This is a genomic window from Micromonospora echinospora (assembly GCF_900091495.1).
Classification (GTDB): domain Bacteria; phylum Actinomycetota; class Actinomycetes; order Mycobacteriales; family Micromonosporaceae; genus Micromonospora; species Micromonospora echinospora.
The window spans coordinates 819903-837989 of the sequence record NZ_LT607413.1; the positions used below are offsets into that span (position 1 = coordinate 819903).

At 74.4% G+C, this 18087-nt stretch carries 17 protein-coding genes, 1 tRNA gene and 1 pseudogene; 11 read left to right on the top strand and 8 right to left on the bottom strand.

Translation table 11 applies throughout. The features are described 5' to 3' along the window. Positions 1-90: 90 nt before the first annotated feature. The 4 genes from GA0070618_RS35455 to GA0070618_RS03755 form a co-directional block, all read right to left on the bottom strand. Entirely contained in the window at positions 91-1059 is a 969-nt protein-coding gene (locus tag GA0070618_RS35455) for a hypothetical protein (protein WP_414467554.1), read from the bottom strand. Positions 1060-1207: 148 nt separating this feature from the next. Continuing rightward, the gene (locus GA0070618_RS03745) at positions 1208-1939 is read right to left on the bottom strand and encodes a YcnI family copper-binding membrane protein (protein ID WP_088980375.1); all 732 of its coding nucleotides are present in this window, start codon (positions 1937-1939) and stop codon (positions 1208-1210) included. Between the two features lie 15 nt (positions 1940-1954). Continuing rightward, the gene (locus tag GA0070618_RS03750) at positions 1955-3634 is read right to left on the bottom strand and encodes a copper resistance CopC/CopD family protein (protein WP_088980376.1); all 1680 of its coding nucleotides are present in this window, start codon (positions 3632-3634) and stop codon (positions 1955-1957) included. Positions 3635-3677: 43 nt separating this feature from the next. Then, the gene (locus GA0070618_RS03755) at positions 3678-4322 is read right to left on the bottom strand and encodes a zf-HC2 domain-containing protein (RefSeq protein WP_143740219.1); all 645 of its coding nucleotides are present in this window, start codon (positions 4320-4322) and stop codon (positions 3678-3680) included. Between the two features lie 107 nt (positions 4323-4429). On the opposite strand from GA0070618_RS03755, the gene GA0070618_RS03760 reads away from it, so the two are divergent. The 7 genes from GA0070618_RS03760 to GA0070618_RS03790 all read left to right on the top strand — a co-directional run bounded on the left by GA0070618_RS03760 (position 4430) and on the right by GA0070618_RS03790 (position 9092). After that, positions 4430-5062: a sigma-70 family RNA polymerase sigma factor gene (locus GA0070618_RS03760; RefSeq protein WP_414467555.1), complete on the top strand. Its 633-nt coding sequence runs from the start codon at positions 4430-4432 to the stop codon at positions 5060-5062. Positions 5063-5117: 55 nt separating this feature from the next. Then, a complete protein-coding gene (locus GA0070618_RS03765; RefSeq protein ID WP_088980378.1) occupies positions 5118-5642 on the top strand; it encodes a MauE/DoxX family redox-associated membrane protein in 525 nt (174 codons plus the stop codon). Next, entirely contained in the window at positions 5635-6351 is a 717-nt protein-coding gene (locus GA0070618_RS03770; RefSeq protein ID WP_088980379.1) for a DsbA family protein, read from the top strand. The genes GA0070618_RS03765 and GA0070618_RS03770 overlap by 8 nt, the downstream gene beginning before the upstream one ends. Beyond that, entirely contained in the window at positions 6348-7469 is a 1122-nt protein-coding gene (locus GA0070618_RS03775; RefSeq protein ID WP_231931594.1) for a hypothetical protein, read from the top strand. The genes GA0070618_RS03770 and GA0070618_RS03775 overlap by 4 nt, the downstream gene beginning before the upstream one ends. An 83-nt stretch (positions 7470-7552) precedes the next feature. Then, positions 7553-8029 (top strand): thioredoxin-dependent thiol peroxidase, encoded by a 477-nt coding sequence (gene bcp / locus GA0070618_RS03780; RefSeq protein ID WP_088980380.1) that lies wholly within the window; start codon positions 7553-7555, stop codon positions 8027-8029. 87 nt (positions 8030-8116) lie between these two features. Then, entirely contained in the window at positions 8117-9025 is a 909-nt protein-coding gene (locus GA0070618_RS33270) for a helix-turn-helix domain-containing protein (protein ID WP_143740220.1), read from the top strand. Then, positions 9011-9092 (top strand) — tRNA-Leu (locus tag GA0070618_RS03790). The genes GA0070618_RS33270 and GA0070618_RS03790 overlap by 15 nt, the downstream gene beginning before the upstream one ends. Positions 9093-9186: 94 nt before the next feature. Here GA0070618_RS03790 and GA0070618_RS03795 read toward each other — a convergent pair. The 4 genes from GA0070618_RS03795 to GA0070618_RS03810 form a co-directional block, all read right to left on the bottom strand. Continuing rightward, complete coding sequence (locus GA0070618_RS03795; RefSeq protein WP_088980381.1) at positions 9187-10011, bottom strand: MOSC domain-containing protein; 825 nt, start codon at positions 10009-10011, stop codon at positions 9187-9189. A 153-nt stretch (positions 10012-10164) separates the two neighbouring features. Beyond that, the gene (locus tag GA0070618_RS03800; RefSeq protein ID WP_088980382.1) at positions 10165-10593 is read right to left on the bottom strand and encodes a hypothetical protein; all 429 of its coding nucleotides are present in this window, start codon (positions 10591-10593) and stop codon (positions 10165-10167) included. Then, entirely contained in the window at positions 10590-11456 is an 867-nt protein-coding gene (locus GA0070618_RS03805) for a peptidyl-prolyl cis-trans isomerase (protein ID WP_088980383.1), read from the bottom strand. Before GA0070618_RS03805 ends, GA0070618_RS03800 begins: the two co-directional genes overlap by 4 nt. A gap of 19 nt (positions 11457-11475) precedes the next feature. Then, positions 11476-12414, bottom strand: coding sequence for a hypothetical protein (locus GA0070618_RS03810; protein WP_088980384.1), 939 nt, complete (start codon positions 12412-12414; stop codon positions 11476-11478). Positions 12415-12764: 350 nt separating this feature from the next. On the opposite strand from GA0070618_RS03810, the gene GA0070618_RS03815 reads away from it, so the two are divergent. From GA0070618_RS03815 to GA0070618_RS03830, 4 genes and pseudogenes are all read left to right on the top strand, one after another. Continuing rightward, the gene (locus tag GA0070618_RS03815; protein ID WP_088980385.1) at positions 12765-13622 is read left to right on the top strand and encodes a MurR/RpiR family transcriptional regulator; all 858 of its coding nucleotides are present in this window, start codon (positions 12765-12767) and stop codon (positions 13620-13622) included. A gap of 14 nt (positions 13623-13636) precedes the next feature. After that, positions 13637-15286 carry a urocanate hydratase gene (gene hutU / locus GA0070618_RS03820; protein WP_088980386.1) on the top strand — a complete coding sequence of 550 codons (1650 nt, stop codon included), beginning with the start codon at positions 13637-13639 and terminating at the stop codon, positions 15284-15286. A gap of 28 nt (positions 15287-15314) precedes the next feature. Further along, positions 15315-16520: pseudogene (locus GA0070618_RS03825) on the top strand (allantoate amidohydrolase); the annotation flags it as partial. A gap of 68 nt (positions 16521-16588) precedes the next feature. Continuing rightward, positions 16589-17950, top strand: a complete 1362-nt coding sequence (locus tag GA0070618_RS03830; RefSeq protein WP_088980387.1) for a formimidoylglutamate deiminase — start codon at positions 16589-16591, stop codon at positions 17948-17950. The last annotated feature ends 137 nt before the right edge of the window (positions 17951-18087 follow it).

The window sequence follows — 18087 nt, forward strand, 5'->3', positions numbered from 1 at the left end:
CAGACGTTCTCTCAGGTAGCACCGATCCCCCGGTGAAGGTGGCCCTCCGTGTCGGCAGCGCGGAGGGCCGCCCGCCGTCCGGGCCCGGAATCAGTCCGGGTCCCCACTCCCCCGGGCCGCCCCGCCCGCCCCGTCGGGCGGCAGTGGCGGCCAGAGCAGGCCGGGCGGGACCGGCCGGCGGCCCTCCTCCGCGTGCCGGTCGGCGGGCAGATCCGCGAGGGTGGCCGGGCGACCGGGGACCGGCCCGATGGCGGGACGGCCGCCCGACCCCACCGCCACCAACGTCCGCTCCGACGGTGTCGGGGGCGGATCGCCGGGCGACGAGCCGAGCGCGCTGAGCGAGGTCACGCCGAGCCGCTGGGCGAGGATCGGCACCTGGTCGGGTTCGACCACGAAGACCACCTCCCGGGGGCGGGGCGGGCGCAGCAGGAGCAGGGCCAGGGCCACCAGGAGCGCTCCGCCGGCGGGCAGCGCCCAGCGGGCCGGGGTGAGCCAGCCGGGCCGCAGTTCGGCCCGGACGTCGAGGGTCAGGCCCGCCCGGCCGTCCGGGCGCATCAGCACCAGGCTCAGCGGCTGGTCGCCGAACTCGCTCGGGGTCCACTCCAGCACGCCGATGCCCTCGCGCGTCCAGAAGGGCCGGCCGACCGGTCCGGGCGCCGGGTCGACGGGTTCGGCGTCGCCCGCCGGCTCCACCCGTGCCGGCAGCGCGCCCCGGGCCACCACGACGCGGATCAGGCTGGCCCGGGGCGCGTCGCCCAGCCAGCGCTGGACCTCGGCCGTCGGGGCCAGCCCGAGGAACGCGGGCCCCTCGGTGGTGTCGGCGGTCAGCCGGAGCCGGTTCGCCCCGACGTGGACGAACGGCGCGTCCCGGCGCAGCAGGTCGGGCAGGTCGGTGACGACCACCGCGTGGCCGGTGGTCGTGACCGGCTCGAACCGGGCGCGGAACCCGCCATCCGGGTCGGCCCGGTGGGCGACGAACCAGAGCGCACCGCCGGCGACGAGCGCCGGGATCCCGATGACCAGCAACAGCATTCCGGCAAGCGCCCGCGCGAACCGCATTCGTGTCGTCCTCCTCCTGAGCCAGGTACCTGGACGACCTTACCCAGACAAGTGACGCAATCCCCGGATATTGCAATCAAGCGGACAATCGCCGCAACACACCGGCCCCGCCGGAAATCCGACGGGGCCGGTGCGGACGTGGTGGGGCTCAGGCGTCCCGCGCCGGCCCCCGTCGGGTACGCGCGAACGCGGCACCGCCCAGCCCCAGGCCGGCGAGGCCGGCGACCAGCCCGGCGACCCCGAGCCCGGTGGCCAGCCCGGTGTCGTCCGACGACACCTCGTCGGTGTCGTCGTCATCGGCGTCCGGAGCGGCGGGCGCGGCCGACGGGGTAGCCGCGGCGAGGGCCAGCACCGGCGCCGGGCTCTCCGGCTCCTCGCCGCCCGGGGTGGGCTCCTCGATCCAGCGCTGCACGTTGCCGTCCGAGTAGGTCTGGAGGGCCTTGAAGACCATCTGCCCGGTCTGCGGCAGCGGCCCCATCGACACCGGGAACTCCTGGAACTCGCCCGGCTTGACCCCGCCGCCCGCAGCGGCCGTCCAGGTGAGCTTCGACACCACCTCGGAGAGCTGGCTGCCGTGCACCTCCACCGGTGGGTCGACCTTGCGCCGCTCGACTGTCACCGTCCAGCCGGGCACAGGCATGGTGGACACCGAGCCGACCGGGGCGTTCTCCGGCAGCACCACCTCCACCTTGACCGTCGAGGCGGTGTCGCTCTCGTTCGGCACCCGGAACGCGAACCGGCCGTAGCTGCCCTGGGCGGCCTCCTGCGGGTTGACCGTGACGTGCGCCGAGGCCGACCCGGCGAAGCCGAGGACGGCGGTGCCGACGGTGCCGAGAGCGAGGGCGGCGGCGGCTGCCGCGATGCGCCGGTGACGGATCATGGGATGGAACCTTCCTTATCGGACGGGCACGGTGGTGGTCACCGTGGCCTGGTCGATCTCTGACGTACGTGCGGTGACCCGGAGCTGCCACTCCCCCGACGCCGGCAGGTTGATCTCCCCGGTGGCGTGGTTGTCGGTCAGCGGCAGCAGCGGGATCTCGATCGGCTCGATCCCGGCCGACGGCAACGCGATGGTGGCCCTCCACTCCACCACCGGCTGCGGCCGGTTGTCCGGCTGGTACGCGTACAGGTGCATGGAGTTGCTGCCCGGCTCGGCCGGGTCCACCTCCACCTGGAGGGAGTAGAGCGAGCTGGTCACCGTGGTGCTGAAGAGGGTGCTGCCGCTCCCGGCGATGTTCGCCCCGGCGGTGCGGGCCGGTGTGGTCTGCACCAGCGTGGCGGTGACCCCGAGCACCACCGCGGCGACCGCCAGCTCCAGCCAGAGTGCCCGGCGCAGGGGCCTCGGCCGGGCCGCCTCCCGCCACCGGCGCACCAGGTTACGCGAGACCGCCGCCACCCCGACCACCAGCGCGAACAGGGCGATCTTGGCGATCAGCAGCCGGCCGTAGGTGGTGTCGACCAGGGCACCGGGGCTGCCCACCTCGATCAACGCGTTCACCGTGCCGGCGAGCAGGAGGGCCACCACGGCGATCGCCGCCCACCGCGACCAGACCGGCAGGATCGCGTCCAGCTCGTGCTCCTCGGCCGACCGCAGCAGGAACCCGGCGAGCACCACCAGTCCGCCCAGCCACACGGCCATGCTGCCCAGGTGCACGGCGTCGGCGAAGACCGACAGCGGCGGGGCGGGCGACGCCGCCGGGTGCCCGGCCAGCGGCCAGGTGAACAGCGCGGCGACGCCGAGGATGGCCAGGATCACCCGGTCCGCCCGGCCCTCCCGCCCGGCCAGCAGCGGCCGGAGCAGGAACGCCGACGCGGCCAACAGCCCGAGCCGGACCAGGTGGGCCAGGCCGAAGTCACTGCCGAGCACGTCCCGCAGGCTCCCGCCGTCGACGTCGAACAGCCCGCCGCCGGTGGTGTACGGCACCTGGGCCCAGAGCCCCGCCAGGGTGCCGGCCACCACCAGCGCGAAGCCAGTCCAGGTGACGCGGGCCGGCCCGGTGCGGGAGAGCCGCCGGGGCCAGAAGGCGGTAAAGATCAGCACCGGCCCGACCAGCAGCAGCAGACCGACGTAGGTGAGGTACTTGGCGACCCTGGTCGTCAGGCTCACCGCCGGGTCGGCGCCGCTGTCCGCCCCCGAGTCGACCGGCACCGTCGACGGCGCGCCGACCGAGTAGGTGAACGCCCCGGACACCGGGTGGCTGTCGGCCGAGATCACCCGGTAGCTCACCAGGTAGGTGCCGCGCCCGCCCTCCGGGTCGACCGGCACGGTCACCACGCCGCCGTCGAAGACCGGCCCGCCCCGGTCGGCCCGCGACCCGTCCGGGGCGATCACCCGGATCTTGTCGGTGACCTGCCGGACCGACTCGCTGAAGGTCAGCACCACCTCGGCCGGAGCGCCCTGCACCACGGCGGACGAGGCCGGACTGCTGCTCACCAGCACCGCGTGCGCGCTCGCCGGCCCGGCCGGGACGAGCAGCAGGGCAACCAGGACGACCAGCAGGCCGGCCCCGGCGGCCAGACGGGCGAGCGGATGGGCCGCGCGGGTACGGCGCGGCAGGGGTGTCGGAGCTGTCATGTGCGCAATGCTCGCCGAAGGACAGGGCCGCTGACGACCCGAGTCACCTCGGTCCCGCGACGGCGGGAGCCGCGAGCGGGGGGTCCACCTGGCGGGTGGTGCGGCCCAGCGCCCAGAGCAGACCGGCCTGGACCACCGCGGCCAGGTGACCGATCTCGTGCACGAGGGCGGTGGTCGAGTTGGCGATGTCCACCGCGCTGGTGCCGGCCAGGCAGACCGCCAGCACGAAGGCCACCGGCACGAACGCCTGGGCCCGTTCCGGCCGGTACGCGGCCAGCGCGAAGCCCACCGCGAGCGCCACGTCGAAGGAGGCCATCTCCCGGCTGGTGTGCGGGTCGACGGCAACCCCGAGGCCGGCGAGGAGGATCGGCAGCGCGATGGCGAGCTGGGCGGCCGCGGCCACCGCCACCGCCACCCGGAGCACCTGCCGACGGGCCCGCACCCCGGCCATGGCCGCGGCCCGGGCGGCCCGCTCGTCGGCGGCCACCGCCGCCAGCACCGAGGCGGTCAGGTCCGGCACGTCCACGGCCTGCACCCGGACCAGGCGGGTCACCTGTTCGGCCCGGGCCAGCCAGCTCCGGCATCCGGAGCACGTCAAGATGTGCGCGTCCAGCGTGGCCGGCGGCGTGCCCGGATCCTCGCCATCCAGCCGCGCCGACAGCGCCGCGCGTACGTCGTCGCATGTCATGGTGGGATAGTCGGTGGCCGGGCCCGGTTGGTTCCCGACGTGGCGCACGCCATGGAAGTGCCGAAGGGCTCTGTTCGTTCCGTTGTCTCCGCGTAACCTGGAGTGTCGTGATCCCCGCGCCGCTGGACGCCGGCGGGGCCGGCCGCCCCGCCGACCCCCCGCACAAACCCGTGTGGGCGCCGCCGCACGACCCGGCCGAGCCCGCCGCCGGACCCGACCCGGCGACCCAGTGGGCGCTCACCGCCCGCGACGGCGACCCGGTCGCCCAGGCCGCGTTCGTACGACTCACCCAGGCCGAAGTGTGGCGGTTCGTCGCCGCGTTGATCGACCCGGACAACGCCGACGACCTCACCCAGGAGACCTACCTGCGGGCGTTCCGGGCGCTGCCGGCGTTCGAGGGACGGGCCAGCGCGCGTACCTGGCTGCTCGGCATCGCCCGACGCACCTGCGCCGACCACCTGCGCACCGTGGTCCGCCGGCGACGGCTCGACGAACGACTCGCCGCGCAGGCCTACACCGACCGACCGCACCCCGACCCGGCCGGGCACCTCGGCGCCGCCGACCTGCTGCGCCGGCTCCCCGCCGACCGACGCGAGGCGTTCGTCCTCACCCAGCTCCTCGGCCTGTCGTACGCGGAGGCGGCGGCGGTCGGCGGCGTGCCGGTGGGCACCATCCGGTCCCGGGTGGCCCGGGCCCGGGGCGACCTGATCGAGGCGGTCGGCGACGCCCTGGGCAGTTGAGCCGGAGGCGGGGACAGTGGAAGTGACGGAACTTCACGGTGGATCGGAGCGACCAATGACCGTGACCGCACCCCGCCCCCGGGTCGTCAGCTGGCCCCTCCTGCGTCCCTGGCTCGCCGTCGCCGCCCGGCTCGGCCTCGCCGCGGTGTGGTTCGCCGCCGGTGGCAGCAAGGTCGGCGACCTGGCCGGCTCCGGGCGCGCCGTCAACGCCTACCAGGTCATGCCGTACGACCTGGCGATGGTGGTCGGCGCGGCGCTGCCCTTCGTGGAGCTGGCGCTCGGCGTCCTGCTGCTCGTCGGGCTGGCCACCCGGCTCGCCGCCGGCGTCTCGGCGGCGCTGCTCGTGGTCTTCGTCGCGGGCATCGTCTCCGCCTGGACGCGGGGGCTCGCCATCGACTGCGGGTGCTTCGGCGGCGGCGGGGAACTCGCCGCCGGCCAGAGCCCCACCTACCTTCCGGAGATCCTCCGGGACCTGGGTTTCCTGGCGCTCGCCGGGTTCCTGCTGATCTGGCCCCGCACCCCCGTGTCGATGGACGGGTGGCTGACGGGCACACCGGCCACGGAGGACGAGGATGAGTAGTCGCAAGGGGCGTAGGGACGCCTCCCGGGTGGTCCGCGAACAACTCGCCCGGGAACGACGGCGACGCCGGACGCTCTGGACCTCGGTGGCCGCCGTGGCGGTGCTGGTGATCGCCGGGCTGATCGGCTGGAGCGTCTACGCCGGGCAGCGCTCCGACGAGTTCACCGCGCCGACCGGCGCGAACGACGCGGGAACCGGGATCGTGGCCGGCTCCGGCCCGGTCACCGTCGACGTGTACGAGGACTTCATCTGCCCGGCCTGCAAACAGTTCGAGCAGCTCAGCGGTGCCACCCTGAACACGCTCGTCGAGCAGGGCAAGATCCGGGTGGTGTACCACCCCGTCGCGTACCTCAACCGCTTCTCCAGCACGCAGTACTCCACCCGCGCGTCGGCCGCGTCCGGCTGCGCCGCCGAGAGCGGCCGGTACCGCGAGTACGCCGCGGCGCTCTTCGAGCGGCAGCCGCCGGAAGGCGGCGCGGGCCTCAGCGACGACGAGCTGACCGACATCGCCGCCGGAGTCGGCATCGACCGGGACGGGTTCGCCTCCTGCCTGCGGGAGGGGACCTTCAAGCCGTGGACCGAGCACGTCACCGAGGAGGCGAGCCGGGCCGGGATCACCGGCACCCCGACCGTCCTGGTCGACGGCAAGCCGGTCGAGAACCCCACCCCGGACGCCATCACCGCGGCCGTCGAGGCAGCCGCCCGGTGATCCGGTCGCTGCTGCTCCGGGCGGGACTACTCCTGGTCGGGACGCTCGTCGCGCTGCTGGCGACCGCCGCCCCGGCCGCGGCGCACGGCGCGGACGCCCCGAACGGCAGCGACTACCGGGTCGGGGTGACCGGGCTGGCCCCGGCCCGCGACGGCGTGGACGTCCGGACGGTGGAGGCGGGCGCACGGCTGGAACTGCGCAACCGCACCGACCGGACGGTCACCGTGCTCGGCTACTCCGGTGAGCCGTACCTCCAGGTGCGCCCCGACGGGGTGTACGAGAACACCCGCTCGCCGGCGACGTACCTGAACCGGACCCTCGCCGGTGAGACCGCCGTGCCCGCCGACGCCGACCCGACCGCCGAGCCGTCCTGGCAACGGGTCGACGACGAGCCGGTGGCCCGCTGGCACGACCAGCGGGCCCTGTGGCGGGAGGCCGGCCCGCCGCCGCAGGTCGGTGCCGCCCCCGACCGGGAACACCGGGTACGCGACTGGGTGGTGCCGCTGCGCGACGGGGAGACCGCCGTGGAGCTGCGCGGCACCCTGGACTGGGTGCCCCCGCCGGACCCGTACCCGTGGTGGGCGGCGGTGGCCCTCGCCACGCTCGCGGTGGGCGCGCTCGGGCTGGTGCCGGCCGGGGCCCCGGCCGGCCGCCGGGCACTGGTCGCGCTCGGGGCGCTGCTCGCCGTGGGTGGACTGGCCGCCGTCGCGGTGGCGGTCGGCCGAGCCCTCGACTCCGGGGCCGAAGGGGCCGGCGGGCTGCTCGTCACCCTGTTGACCGGCCAGACGTGGGCACTCATCACCGGCCTCGGCGCGGTCGCCGCCGGCAGCTGGACGCTCACCCGGCACGCCGCCGCCGACTTCGGACTGGCCCTGGCCGGCGCCTGCCTGGCGCTGTTCGCCGGGGTGACCAACGCGGCGGTGCTCGCCCGCTCGGTGCCCCCGCTGCCCTGGCCCGTCCAGCCCGTCCGGCTGGTGGTCACGCTGATCCTGGTCGCCGGGGCGGGGGCGACCCTCGCCGGGGTGTTCCGGCTGCACGCCGCGAGCCGCGCGGTCGCCGAGACGACCACCCGCCGGCCAGTCGACGTCGCGCACCTGCGACCCGAGCGGGCCCGGTAGGGACCGGCGGGCGGCCCGTCCGGGCGGGACACGGGCCGTGGGCTCACGCCGCAGCCGGGACCGGAGGCCGTAGGGTCTCGGGCATGACCGCGCCGCACCGTCTCAGCCCCGGCGACCCCGCGCCGGACTTCACCCTGCCCACCGACACCGGCAGCACGTTCTCCCTGACCGACCTGCGGGGCCGCAAGGTGATCCTGTACGCCTACCCGGCCGCGATGACCCCGGGCTGCACGAAGCAGGCCTGCGACTTCCGCGACTCGCTCGCCTCGCTCCAGGCGGCCGGGTACGAGGTGGTCGGCATCTCCCCGGACAAGCCGGAGAAGCTGGCGAAGTTCCGCGAGCGCGACGCCGTCACCTTCCCCCTGGTCTCCGACACCGACAAGGCCGTGCTCACCGCGTACGGGGCGTTCGGCGAGAAGCAGTCGTACGGCCGGACGGTCACCGGGGTGATCCGGTCCACCTTCGTCGTCGACGAGGACGGGAAGATCGAACGGGCGCTCTACAACGTCCGGGCCACCGGGCACGTCGCCAAGCTGCGCCGCGACCTCGGCCTGGACTGAGGCGTCCCGGGCCGCCGCACGGCGGACGCGGGCACCACGCCCGGATCGTGGACGGAAATCGTCACACCGGACCACTACCGTCCGCGCATGACCCGTTACCGGCACACCCCGCAGGCGCTCGCCGACGCGGCGGCGCGCGCCCGCAACGTCACCGAGGTGATGCGCCTGCTGGGCGTCCGGATCAGCGGCGGCTCGCACGCCCACATCAGCCGTCAGCTCAAGCGGTTCGGCATCGACACCTCACACTTCACCGGCCAGGCGGGTGGAACGCGGGTTCCCCGCCGCCGGGTCTCCTCCTCGATGCTGCTGGTCCGACTGCCCGAGGGGTCCCGCCGGACGGCCGGCACCCGGCTGAAGTGGGCCCTGTCCGACATCGGCATCCCGGAACAGTGCGAGGAGTGCGGTGTAGGCACGACGTGGCAGGGCTCGCCGCTCACCCTGCACGTCGACCACGTGAACGGTGACTTCCTCGACAACCGTCCGCCGAACCTGCGCCTGTTGTGCCCGAACTGCCACAGCCAGACCGCCACGTACGCCGGTCGCAACCGCCGGTCCTTTTCCGCGCCCGGATCCGGCGGAGATCAATCGGTCGGCCGCGCCCCGGACCGGTCGGAGCCATGCCGCCCACTCGATCCGCGCCAGGTCGAGGCCCTGGTCCGGCAGGTGGCGGCCGGCGACGTCACCGCGGTGGAGGCCGCTCGCCGGATCGGCTGCCACCGCAATCACGTCTATCGACTACGGGACCGCCTGGAGCGGACCGGGACGATCGCACCACGGATGGCCCGCGCGCCGGAGGTCGACCGTACGCTCGTGGTTCGGTATGCGCTGGCCAATCCCGGCCTGGGCCCCCGAAAGCTCGCCAACCTGATCCGGGTCGCCACCGCCGGACGGGAGCACCCCAGTCACGGAACGGTGTCGAACGTCCTGCGGGCCGCCGGGCTCCACACCGTGCAGGCGCGACGCACTAGACTCTCCGGTCAGGCGGGAGTGGTGTAACTGGCAGCCACGCAGGATTTAGGTTCCTGTGCCCTCGGGCGTGGGGGTTCGAGTCCCCTCTCCCGCACGATTAGCGGCGGCCCGGCCGGCTTCCACCACAGGATTCCCGGTGGGGCCGGCGCGCGGACGAGCCGTCCGGATCGGGCGTTCCGGATCGCGCGTCAGGGTGCCGGCTCGACCCGCACCGGATCACCGACGCCGACCGCGCCGGGCGACACCGGGACGAGGTGAAGTCCGAACAGGACCTTCCGGTCGACCCGGCGGTGCCGGACCAGGGTGCGCAACGGCTCGTGTTCGCGTACCCCGGTCTCCTGGTCGGTGGTGGTGACCACGCAGCGGTCGCACGGCCCGGCGGCGCGGAAGGTGGTCGCGCCGATGTGCAGGGTCCGGCCGGCCCAACTGTCCTCGACCCAGGCCGGCGCGCCCTCGACCACCACGTTGGGCCGGAACCGGGTCATCGGCACGGGTCCCGCGTCCGCCTCGGTCAGCCAGCCGTTGAGCGCGTTCAGCGAGGCGGTGACGGTCAGCAGCAGCGGGTAGGCGTCGGCGAAGCTGACCTGGTCGCCGGTGTCGTAGGTGCGTTCACCGGCGGCGATGTGCCGGGTGGGCCGCGCGAGCCAGGTCAGCCGGACCGGCCTGTCGAGTGCGGCGGTGAGCCAGGCGTCGGCGGCCGGGCCGGCGGGGAGCGCGTCGACCGGCAGTTTCCGGTGCCGGAAGGTGCGGACCGCGACCGGGGCGACGCCGGCCGGTTCCGGCACGTCCAGGTCGGGACGTCCGGGGCCGCGCAGCACCAGCCCGCCGGGGCGGACGACCGGACGCAGGGTGGCCAGCACCGGGTACTGCCGCTGGGTGACCCCGATGCCGTCGGCGTCGACGATCATCCAGCGGCGGTCGCCGGCCAGGCCCCACGGTTCGACCCGGACCGTGTCGTGGTCGAGCCGGTGGCACCCCTTGACCGGGTACGTGTGGACGGACGTCACCCTCACCGGGCGACACCCGTCCCGTTGCCGGGGGACCAGTGGTGGATCGGGGTCTCCCGGTAGGCGAGGTGGCTCGGGCTCAGCGAGGTGAGGTCGGTCGCGTCCACGCAAGGGTTGTACCACCCCGCGCCGGGAACGGGCACCACCCGACGGCGGAGGCTAGTCGCCGTGGTCGCCGGCCACCGCCGTGCCCCGCGAGGAGATGCCGACCACCGCCGCTGCCCCCAGCAGCAGGGCGGGTAGGAGGAACCACCCGCCGATGCCGAGGCCGAGGAGGAGGCCCCAGAGCAGCATCACCAGCGCCCCGACCGTCGTCGTGATGCCCACGGCCCGACCGGCGAGGTCCGCGACGAGGGGGAGCACGGCCGCTCCTACCGGTACGCCCAGCAGGTAGCCGGCGGCAGCGCCGCTGTCGGCGACCGTGAACGGCACCAGCGCGACGGCGGTTCCCACAGTGGCGGCGAACGCGAGCAGTCTCAGCAGTCGACCGACGGCGTCGGGTGCGGATCGGTGCCGGCTCAGGTGCAGGACGGCCGCCACGGCGACGAGGAGCGCGAGAACTGCGCCTACGGTCGTGGCTACCGTCATGTCGGTGGCTCCTCTTTCCCGGCGATGTCCGTGAGCCGGTTCTCGTACACGTGGACCGGCCACTTCTTCCGCAACGACCGGGCGAGTCGGCTCAGATGTTCCTCCTGACGATACGAGGCCATCGCCGACTTCACCTTGTAGGCCAGCGCCGCGTCCCAGTTCGTCTGCTGGAACGAGATGTGCTCGACGCGGACCACCCACCATCGTTTGTTCTTCGGGTCCGCGGACAACCCGACTCCCCCGGCGGTGCCGACCGCGAAGGCGGCACGCGAGATCATCGGATCGGCGCCCTCGCCGTGATCGTCGATCGTGGCCGTGCCGCTGGCCGTCGCGCCGCCCTCCCGCACCAACTGCTGGAAGGTCGACGCGTCGGTGCCGGCGGCACGTTCCAGGGCCGTGGTGGCCGGGGCGGAGTCGGCGAACTCGGCCCACGCCACCTCGGCCCGGGCCACGTTCCCGAAGAGGCGGCGGTGTTCCTGGTACCAGGCGCGGGCCTCGTCGTCGGTGATGTCCTCGGCGGTGAGGTCGGCAGCGCCGCGCTGTTCCTGCGTGACGAGGGTGGCGATCTGGTGGGCCCGGGTCGGCCCGGTGATGCCACGGCGGGCGGCTTCCCGTCCCAGCAGTTCGTCCCGGATCGCCAGTTCCAGCGCCTGCGGCCACGGACCGGAGTAGCCGCCGGCCACCAGCACCGCCGGCAGGGGGCTGTCCGGGATCAGCGCGCGAACCTGCTCGACGGTAACGGGTTCACCCGCCACGGTGGCCAGCACGTCCGGCTGCGGATCCACCGACTGGTCGGTGGATCCGCAGCCGGCCGCCACCAGTGCGACCGTGAGGAACGACACGGCGAGAAGAAGTGGCTTCATGGTTCGAGGTGTCCGGGCTCTAACCGCACTGGTTCGTCGACCACAGGAAGTCGTCGTCGGCTTCCCAGTACTCGTCGCCGCAGTTGCTGTCCCACGGGTTCGTCGATCCGCCGTGGACCCGGCCGCAGCGGTCGTGGTCAGCACAGTCGTAGGTGTAGCCGGTGATGATGAAACAGCCACCACCGCACTTGCCCATGCAGTCGTACGAGGCGGGGCCGACGTAGACGACCTCGCTCATCATGCAGTGGTCGCCCGCGTCGTGGAGCACCCACTCGTTCGCGTTGCACCTGGTGTACCAGATCCCGTCCTCGTTGTCCTCCTGGCAGGCGGCGACCACGTCTTTCCGTTCCATGCTGTCCGGGACGGTGGCGAAGGTGGCCTCCTTCAGGCACGACTCCACCGCGACGGCGCTGTCCGGGAGCTTCCGGTCACCGAATCGTTCCGCCGGACGGGGCACGTCCTGGGTCCCGATCATGGTGCCGGGGGGCGCCTCGGCGAGCAGCAAGGCAAGGCGGATGGTCAGGTCCCGGTGCAGCGGGATGGGCGCCTTCGTGGCGCTGGCCGGCTCGACCCACTCCGACTCGAGGGAGTTGGCGAAGGCGTCGAGCGCGAGCTTGTCCGCCGGCTCCAACGCGGCACCCCGACCGGACCACCGGGCGGTGCCCTTCGCGTGGTCCTTGCTGGCCGTGAACGTCTTGCCGCCGACGGAGAGCGTCACCTGCGTCGACACGGCGCTCCTGGCCGTGGCCGCGAACTCGACCACGGTGGCCGAGCGGGCGAACGTGCCGGCGTCGTGGCTGGCCGACGACGCGGTGACGTGGAGGTCGTTGCTGGCCAGCGGTTGCGCGACCGGCGCTGCGGAAGCTGCCGGCGTGGCCGAGGGCGCGACCAGGACGAGTGCGGCGCCGACAACCAGGATCTTGAAGAGACGGAGAGGTGAGGAGGTCCGGTGTCGCATGCATTCCCCCATCGAAGCCCGTGGGGTACGCATCAGGAGTGGTCGCTCCCGCGATTGCCGGACGAAGCGACCGTCGCGATGGCACCCGTGCCGCCATTGGCGATATTGATATTCGGCCATCAATTTGATGACTGTCAATACCTGGCCGCACGCCGGCACCCGATCGCGACGAAGCCGCGCAGTCCCGCCGTGCCGCGATGTCGGCCGGACCCCCGGAGCGGGACGAACGGGCGCAGCCGCCCACCGGCGGCGATCGGGGCGGGCCGACCGAGAGTCGCCGCAGGCAGGAGGGGGTCTCGCGGGGGCGGCGGCCCTTGCCTTCTGAAAGTTCTTATGCATAGAGTCGCGGCATGAATGAAACAGCCACCATCGGGGCTGGGCCGAGCGACCGGCTGCTGGATCTCTTCCACGGCGTCCGGCTCACCCCGACCCAGCGCCGGATCGCGCACTGCCTGGTGCAGCACGCCGGCTCGGTGGCCTACCTCTCCGCCGCCGAGGTCGCCGAACTGGCCGGGGTCAGCCAGCCGTCGGTGACCCGGTTCGCGGTCGCGCTCGGTCACGACGGCTACCCGGCGCTGCGCCGCCGGCTGCGTGAGCTGACCGGCGCCGGCACCACCGGCCCGTCCGGCGGGGAGAACGAACTGCAACGCGCGGTACGGGCCGAGATCGCCAACCTCGACCGGCTCGCCGGCCAGCTCGCCGACCGGGAACGGATCGCCGGGGCCGGCGCGCTGCTGGCCGCCAGCCGTCCGCTGCCGGTGCTCGGCCTGCGCGCCGCCGCTCCGCTGGCCGCGTACTTCGCGTACTTCGCCGCGAAGGTGCACCCGGACGTGCGGGTGCTCGACACCGGCGGCAGCCTGCTCACCGACCGCCTCGAACAGGCCGCCGTGGCCGGCGCGGACGCGCTGCTGGCCTTCGTCCTGCCCCGCTACCCCCGGGAGACCCTGGACGCGCTGCGCGCCGCCCGGGACGCCGGGCTACGGGTCGTGGCGATCACCGACTCGCCGGTCAGCCCGGCGACCGAGTACGCCGACCTGGTGCTGCCCGCCGCCGTCGGCACCGACCTGGTCTTCGACCTGCACACCGCCCCGATGGCCCTGGCCATGGTGGTGCTTCAGGCGATCTGTGACGCCGCGCCGACCGACACGCAGGCCCGACTGGAGGCGTTCGAGGCGTCCGCCGCCCGCCGACAGTTGTTCCTCGGGTGAGAGGAGATCCGACGATGTACCAGCCCGTCCGTGCCGCCCGCGGCACCGAGCGCAGCGCCCGGGGGTGGCCGCAGGAGGCCGCCCTGCGGATGCTGATGAACAACCTCGACCCGGAGGTCGCCGAGCGCCCCGAGGACCTGGTGGTCTACGGCGGCACCGGGAAGGCCGCGCGGGACTGGCCGTCGTACCACGCGCTGGTGCGGACCCTCACCGACCTGCGCGACGACGAGACGATGCTGGTGCAGTCCGGCCGGCCGGTCGGTGTGCTGCGCACCCACGAGTGGGCGCCCCGGGTGCTGCTGGCCAACTCCAACCTGGTCGGCGACTGGGCCACCTGGCCGGAGTTCCGCCGCCTGGAGCAGCTCGGCCTGACCATGTACGGGCAGATGACCGCCGGCTCGTGGATCTACATCGGCACCCAGGGCATCCTCCAGGGCACCTACGAGACGTTCGCCGCCGTCGCCGCGAAGAGGTTCGGCGGCAGCCTGGCCGGGACGCTGACGCTCACCGCCGGCTGCGGCGGGATGGGCGGGGCGCAGCCGCTCGCGGTCACCATGAACGGCGGGGCGTGCCTGGTCGTCGACGTCGACCGGTCCCGCCTGGACCGCCGGGTGCACGACCGCTACCTGGACGAGGTCGCCGACTCCCTGGACGACGCGGTCGAGCGGGCGCTCGCCGCGAAGCGCGACCGGCGGGCGCTCTCCGTCGGGGTGGTCGGCAACGCCGCCACCGTCTTCCCGGAGTTGCTGCGCCGGGGCGTCGACATCGACGTGGTCACCGACCAGACCAGCGCGCACGACCCGCTGTCGTACGTGCCGGAGGGGGTGGAGCTGGCCGACGCCCGGGACTACGCGGCGGCGAAACCGGCCGAGTTCACCGACCGGGCCCGCGCGTCGATGGCGAAGCACGTCGAGGCGATGGTCGGCTTCCTGGACGCCGGGGCGGAGGTCTTCGACTACGGCAACTCGATCCGGGGCGAGGCGAAGCTCGGCGGGTACGAGCGGGCGTTCGATTTCCCCGGCTTCGTGCCGGCGTACATCCGGCCGTTGTTCTGCGAGGGGAAGGGCCCGTTCCGGTGGGCGGCGCTCTCCGGTGACCCGGCCGACATCGCCGCCACCGACCGGGCCATCCTCGACCTGTTCCCGGAGAACGAGTCCCTGGCCCGGTGGATCCGGCTGGCCGGGGAGCGGGTCGCCTTCCAGGGCCTGCCGGCGCGCATCTGCTGGCTCGGGTACGGCGAACGCGACCGGGCCGGGGTCCGCTTCAACGAGATGGTCGCCTCCGGCGAACTCTCCGCCCCGGTGGTGATCGGCCGGGACCACCTGGACTGCGGCAGCGTCGCCAGCCCGTACCGGGAGACCGAGGCGATGGCCGACGGCTCCGACGCGGTCGCCGACTGGCCGCTGCTCAACGCGCTGGTCAACACGGCCAGCGGCGCGTCCTGGGTGTCCATCCACCACGGCGGCGGGGTCGGCATCGGCCGGTCCATCCACGCCGGTCAGGTCTGCGTCGCCGACGGCAGCGCGCTCGCCGGCCAGAAGATCGAGCGGGTGCTCACCAACGACCCGGCGATGGGCGTCATCCGGCACGTTGACGCCGGTTACGACCACGCCCACGAGGTGGCTGACCGTACCGGGGTGCGCGTCCCGATGGCCGAGCGGTAGGAGGGGACCCTTGTTCATCGAAAATGCCCTGCAGGGGTCCCCTGCTACCACTACCGCCGGCCGTTTCCGCGAGCTGTGGGACGAGATCGCGCCGATCGGGCGGGACGCGCGCACCGGCGGTTACCTGCGGTACGCGTTCGGCGAGCCGGAGCGGCAGCTGCGGGAGTGGTTCCGCCAGCAGGCCGAGCGGCGGGGCATGCCGGTCAGCGACGACGGCAACGGCAACCTCTTCGCCCGCTGGGGCGACCCGGAGGCCGGCGACGCCGTGCTCACCGGCAGCCACTTCGACTCGGTGCCGCACGGCGGGGCGTACGACGGGCCGCTCGGCATCGTCAGCGCCTTCCTCGCCGTGGACGAACTGCGGGCAGCCGGGGTCACGCCGGCGCGACCGGTCGTCGTCGGCGCGTTCGTCGAGGAGGAGGGGGCCCGGTTCGGCGTACCGTGCCTGGGGTCGCGGCTGCTCACCGGGGCGCTGACGCCGGAGCGCGCGGCCGGGCTGCGCGACGCCGACGGGGTCAGCTTCGCCGAGGCGCTCGGCGACCGGCCGGCCGGTGCCCGGCCGGACCTGGTCGCCGGTTTCGCCGCCTTCGTCGAGCTGCACGTGGAGCAGGGCCGGGCGATGGTCGACCGGGACGCGTCGGTCGGGGTGGCGACGGCCATCTGGCCGCACGGCCGCTGGCGGTTCGACGTCACCGGCGAGGGCAACCACGCCGGTACGACCCGGATGGCCGACCGCCGTGACCCGATGCTCACCTACGCGTTCACCGTGCTGGCGGCGAACAAGGAGGCCCGGTTGCGCGGGGCACACGCCACCGTCGGACGGGTCCGGGTCGAGCCGAACGCCACCAACGCGATCCCGGCCCGGGTGACCGGTTGGCTGGACGCCCGGGCCGCCGAGGAGTCCACGCTCGCCGAGCTGGTCGAGGCGGTGCGTGCCAAGGCGGCCGAGCGGGCCCGCCGGGACGGCACGGAGATCGCCCTGACCGAGGAGTCGGCGACGCCGCTGGTCGGTTTCGACGCCGACCTGGGCCGGCGGCTGGCGGCGCTGCTGGACGCGCCGACGCTGCCCACGGCGGCCGGGCACGACGCCGGGGTGCTGGCCGGGCACGTACCGACCGCGATGCTCTTCGTCCGCAACCCGACCGGGGTGTCGCACTCCCCCGCCGAGTCGGCCACCGACGCCGACTGCGCCGCCGGGGTAACCGCCCTGGCCCGGGTGCTGGCCGAGCTGACCTCCCGGCCCGAACCGACCGGCGACTCCGACGACCCCGCCGGCCGCGCCGACCGGAGCGGGGCGGCGACGTGACCACCACCCGCTGGCTCGCCGAGTACGCCTGGCTGCCCGGCGAGGCCGAACCGACCGCCGACGTGCTGGTCGAGACCGTCGACGGCCGGATCACCACGGTCGTCCCGCTGGCCAGCCGGACCCCGCCCACCGCCGGGGTCGAGGTGCTGGCCGACGCGGTACGCCTGCCCGGCCTGACCCTGCCGGGCCTGGCGAACGCCCACTCGCACGCGTTCCACCGGGCACTGCGCGGGCGGACGCACGGCGGTCGGGGCGACTTCTGGACCTGGCGGGACCTGATGTACACGGTCGCCGACCGGCTCGACCCGGACACTTACCTGGCTCTGGCCCGCGCCGTCTTCGCCGAGATGGCACTGGCCGGCGTCACCTGCGTCGGCGAGTTCCACTACCTGCACCACCGCCCCGACGGCGGCCGGTACGACGACCCGAACGCGATGGGCGCGGCGCTGGTCGAGGCCGCCGCGCAGGCCGGCGTCCGGATCACCCTGCTGGACACCTGCTACCTGACCGCGGCGGTGGACGGCCGCCCGCTGACCGGCCCGCAGCGCCGCTTCGGCGACGGGGACGCGGCCCGCTGGGCGGAACGGGTCGAGGCGTTCACCCCGGCCGGCGCGCACGCCCGCGTCGGCGCGGCGGTGCACTCGGTCCGGGCGGTCCCCGCCGACGGGCTCGGCACGGTCGCGGAGTGGGCCCGGCGGCACGACGCGCCGCTGCACGTGCACCTCTCCGAGCAGCCCGCCGAGAACGACGCCTGCCGGGCGGTGCACGGACGCACCCCGGCCCGGCTGCTCGCCGACCACGGGGTCCTCGGCCCGGCCACCACGGCCGTCCACGCCACCCATGTGACCAGCGCCGACGTCGCCCTGCTCGGTGGCAGCGGCACCGGTGTCTGCCTCTGCCCGACCACCGAGCGGGACCTCGCCGACGGCATCGGCCCGGCCCGCCGGATGGCCGAGGCGGGCAGTCCGCTCAGCCTGGGCAGCGACAGTCACGCCGTCGTCGACCTCTTCGAGGAGGCCCGCGCGGTGGAGCTGGACGAGCGGCTGCGCACCCGGCAGCGCGGCCACTTCACCCCGGCGGCGCTGCGCGACGCGGCGACCGTGACCGGGCACGCCGCGCTGGGCTGGACCGACGCCGGGCGGATCGCCCCGGGCGGGCGGGCCGATCTGGTCACTGTTCGGTTGGACAGCGCGCGGACCGCCGGCGTACCCCTGGTCGGGGTGTTCTTCGCGGCGAACGCGGCCGACGTCACCCAGGTCGTCGTGGACGGCCGGGTCGTGGTCCGGGACGGTCGGCACACCAGCGTCGACGTGCCCACCGCGCTGGCCGACACCATCCGGGCGGTGATCGCCTCGTGAGCGCGAGGAGCGCGCCGGGTCCGCGAGCCCCGCAGTCGCGCGCCCGTGCGAGGAGCGCGCCGGACGCGCGAGCCCCACGGTCGCGAACGCGCGCCCGTGCGAGGAGCGCGCCGGGTCCGCGAGCCCTGCCATCGCGG

Excerpts from the sequence above, each read along its gene's own strand:
- bcp (WP_088980380.1), top strand. The coding sequence starts at position 7,553 with ATGACCGCGCCGCACCGTCTCAGCCCCGGCGACCCCGCGCCGGACTTC.
- hutU (WP_088980386.1), top strand. The coding sequence starts at position 13,637 with ATGTACCAGCCCGTCCGTGCCGCCCGCGGCACCGAGCGCAGCGCCCGG.
- GA0070618_RS03755 (WP_143740219.1), bottom strand. The coding sequence starts at position 4,322 with ATGACATGCGACGACGTACGCGCGGCGCTGTCGGCGCGGCTGGATGGC.
- GA0070618_RS03800 (WP_088980382.1), bottom strand. The coding sequence starts at position 10,593 with ATGACGGTAGCCACGACCGTAGGCGCAGTTCTCGCGCTCCTCGTCGCC.
- GA0070618_RS03815 (WP_088980385.1), top strand. The coding sequence starts at position 12,765 with ATGAATGAAACAGCCACCATCGGGGCTGGGCCGAGCGACCGGCTGCTG.
- GA0070618_RS03810 (WP_088980384.1), bottom strand. The coding sequence starts at position 12,414 with ATGCGACACCGGACCTCCTCACCTCTCCGTCTCTTCAAGATCCTGGTT.
- GA0070618_RS33270 (WP_143740220.1), top strand. The coding sequence starts at position 8,117 with ATGACCCGTTACCGGCACACCCCGCAGGCGCTCGCCGACGCGGCGGCG.
- GA0070618_RS03770 (WP_088980379.1), top strand. The coding sequence starts at position 5,635 with ATGAGTAGTCGCAAGGGGCGTAGGGACGCCTCCCGGGTGGTCCGCGAA.
- GA0070618_RS03750 (WP_088980376.1), bottom strand. The coding sequence starts at position 3,634 with ATGACAGCTCCGACACCCCTGCCGCGCCGTACCCGCGCGGCCCATCCG.
- GA0070618_RS03805 (WP_088980383.1), bottom strand. The coding sequence starts at position 11,456 with ATGAAGCCACTTCTTCTCGCCGTGTCGTTCCTCACGGTCGCACTGGTG.
- GA0070618_RS03765 (WP_088980378.1), top strand. The coding sequence starts at position 5,118 with ATGACCGTGACCGCACCCCGCCCCCGGGTCGTCAGCTGGCCCCTCCTG.
- GA0070618_RS35455 (WP_414467554.1), bottom strand. The coding sequence starts at position 1,059 with ATGCGGTTCGCGCGGGCGCTTGCCGGAATGCTGTTGCTGGTCATCGGG.
- GA0070618_RS03745 (WP_088980375.1), bottom strand. The coding sequence starts at position 1,939 with ATGATCCGTCACCGGCGCATCGCGGCAGCCGCCGCCGCCCTCGCTCTC.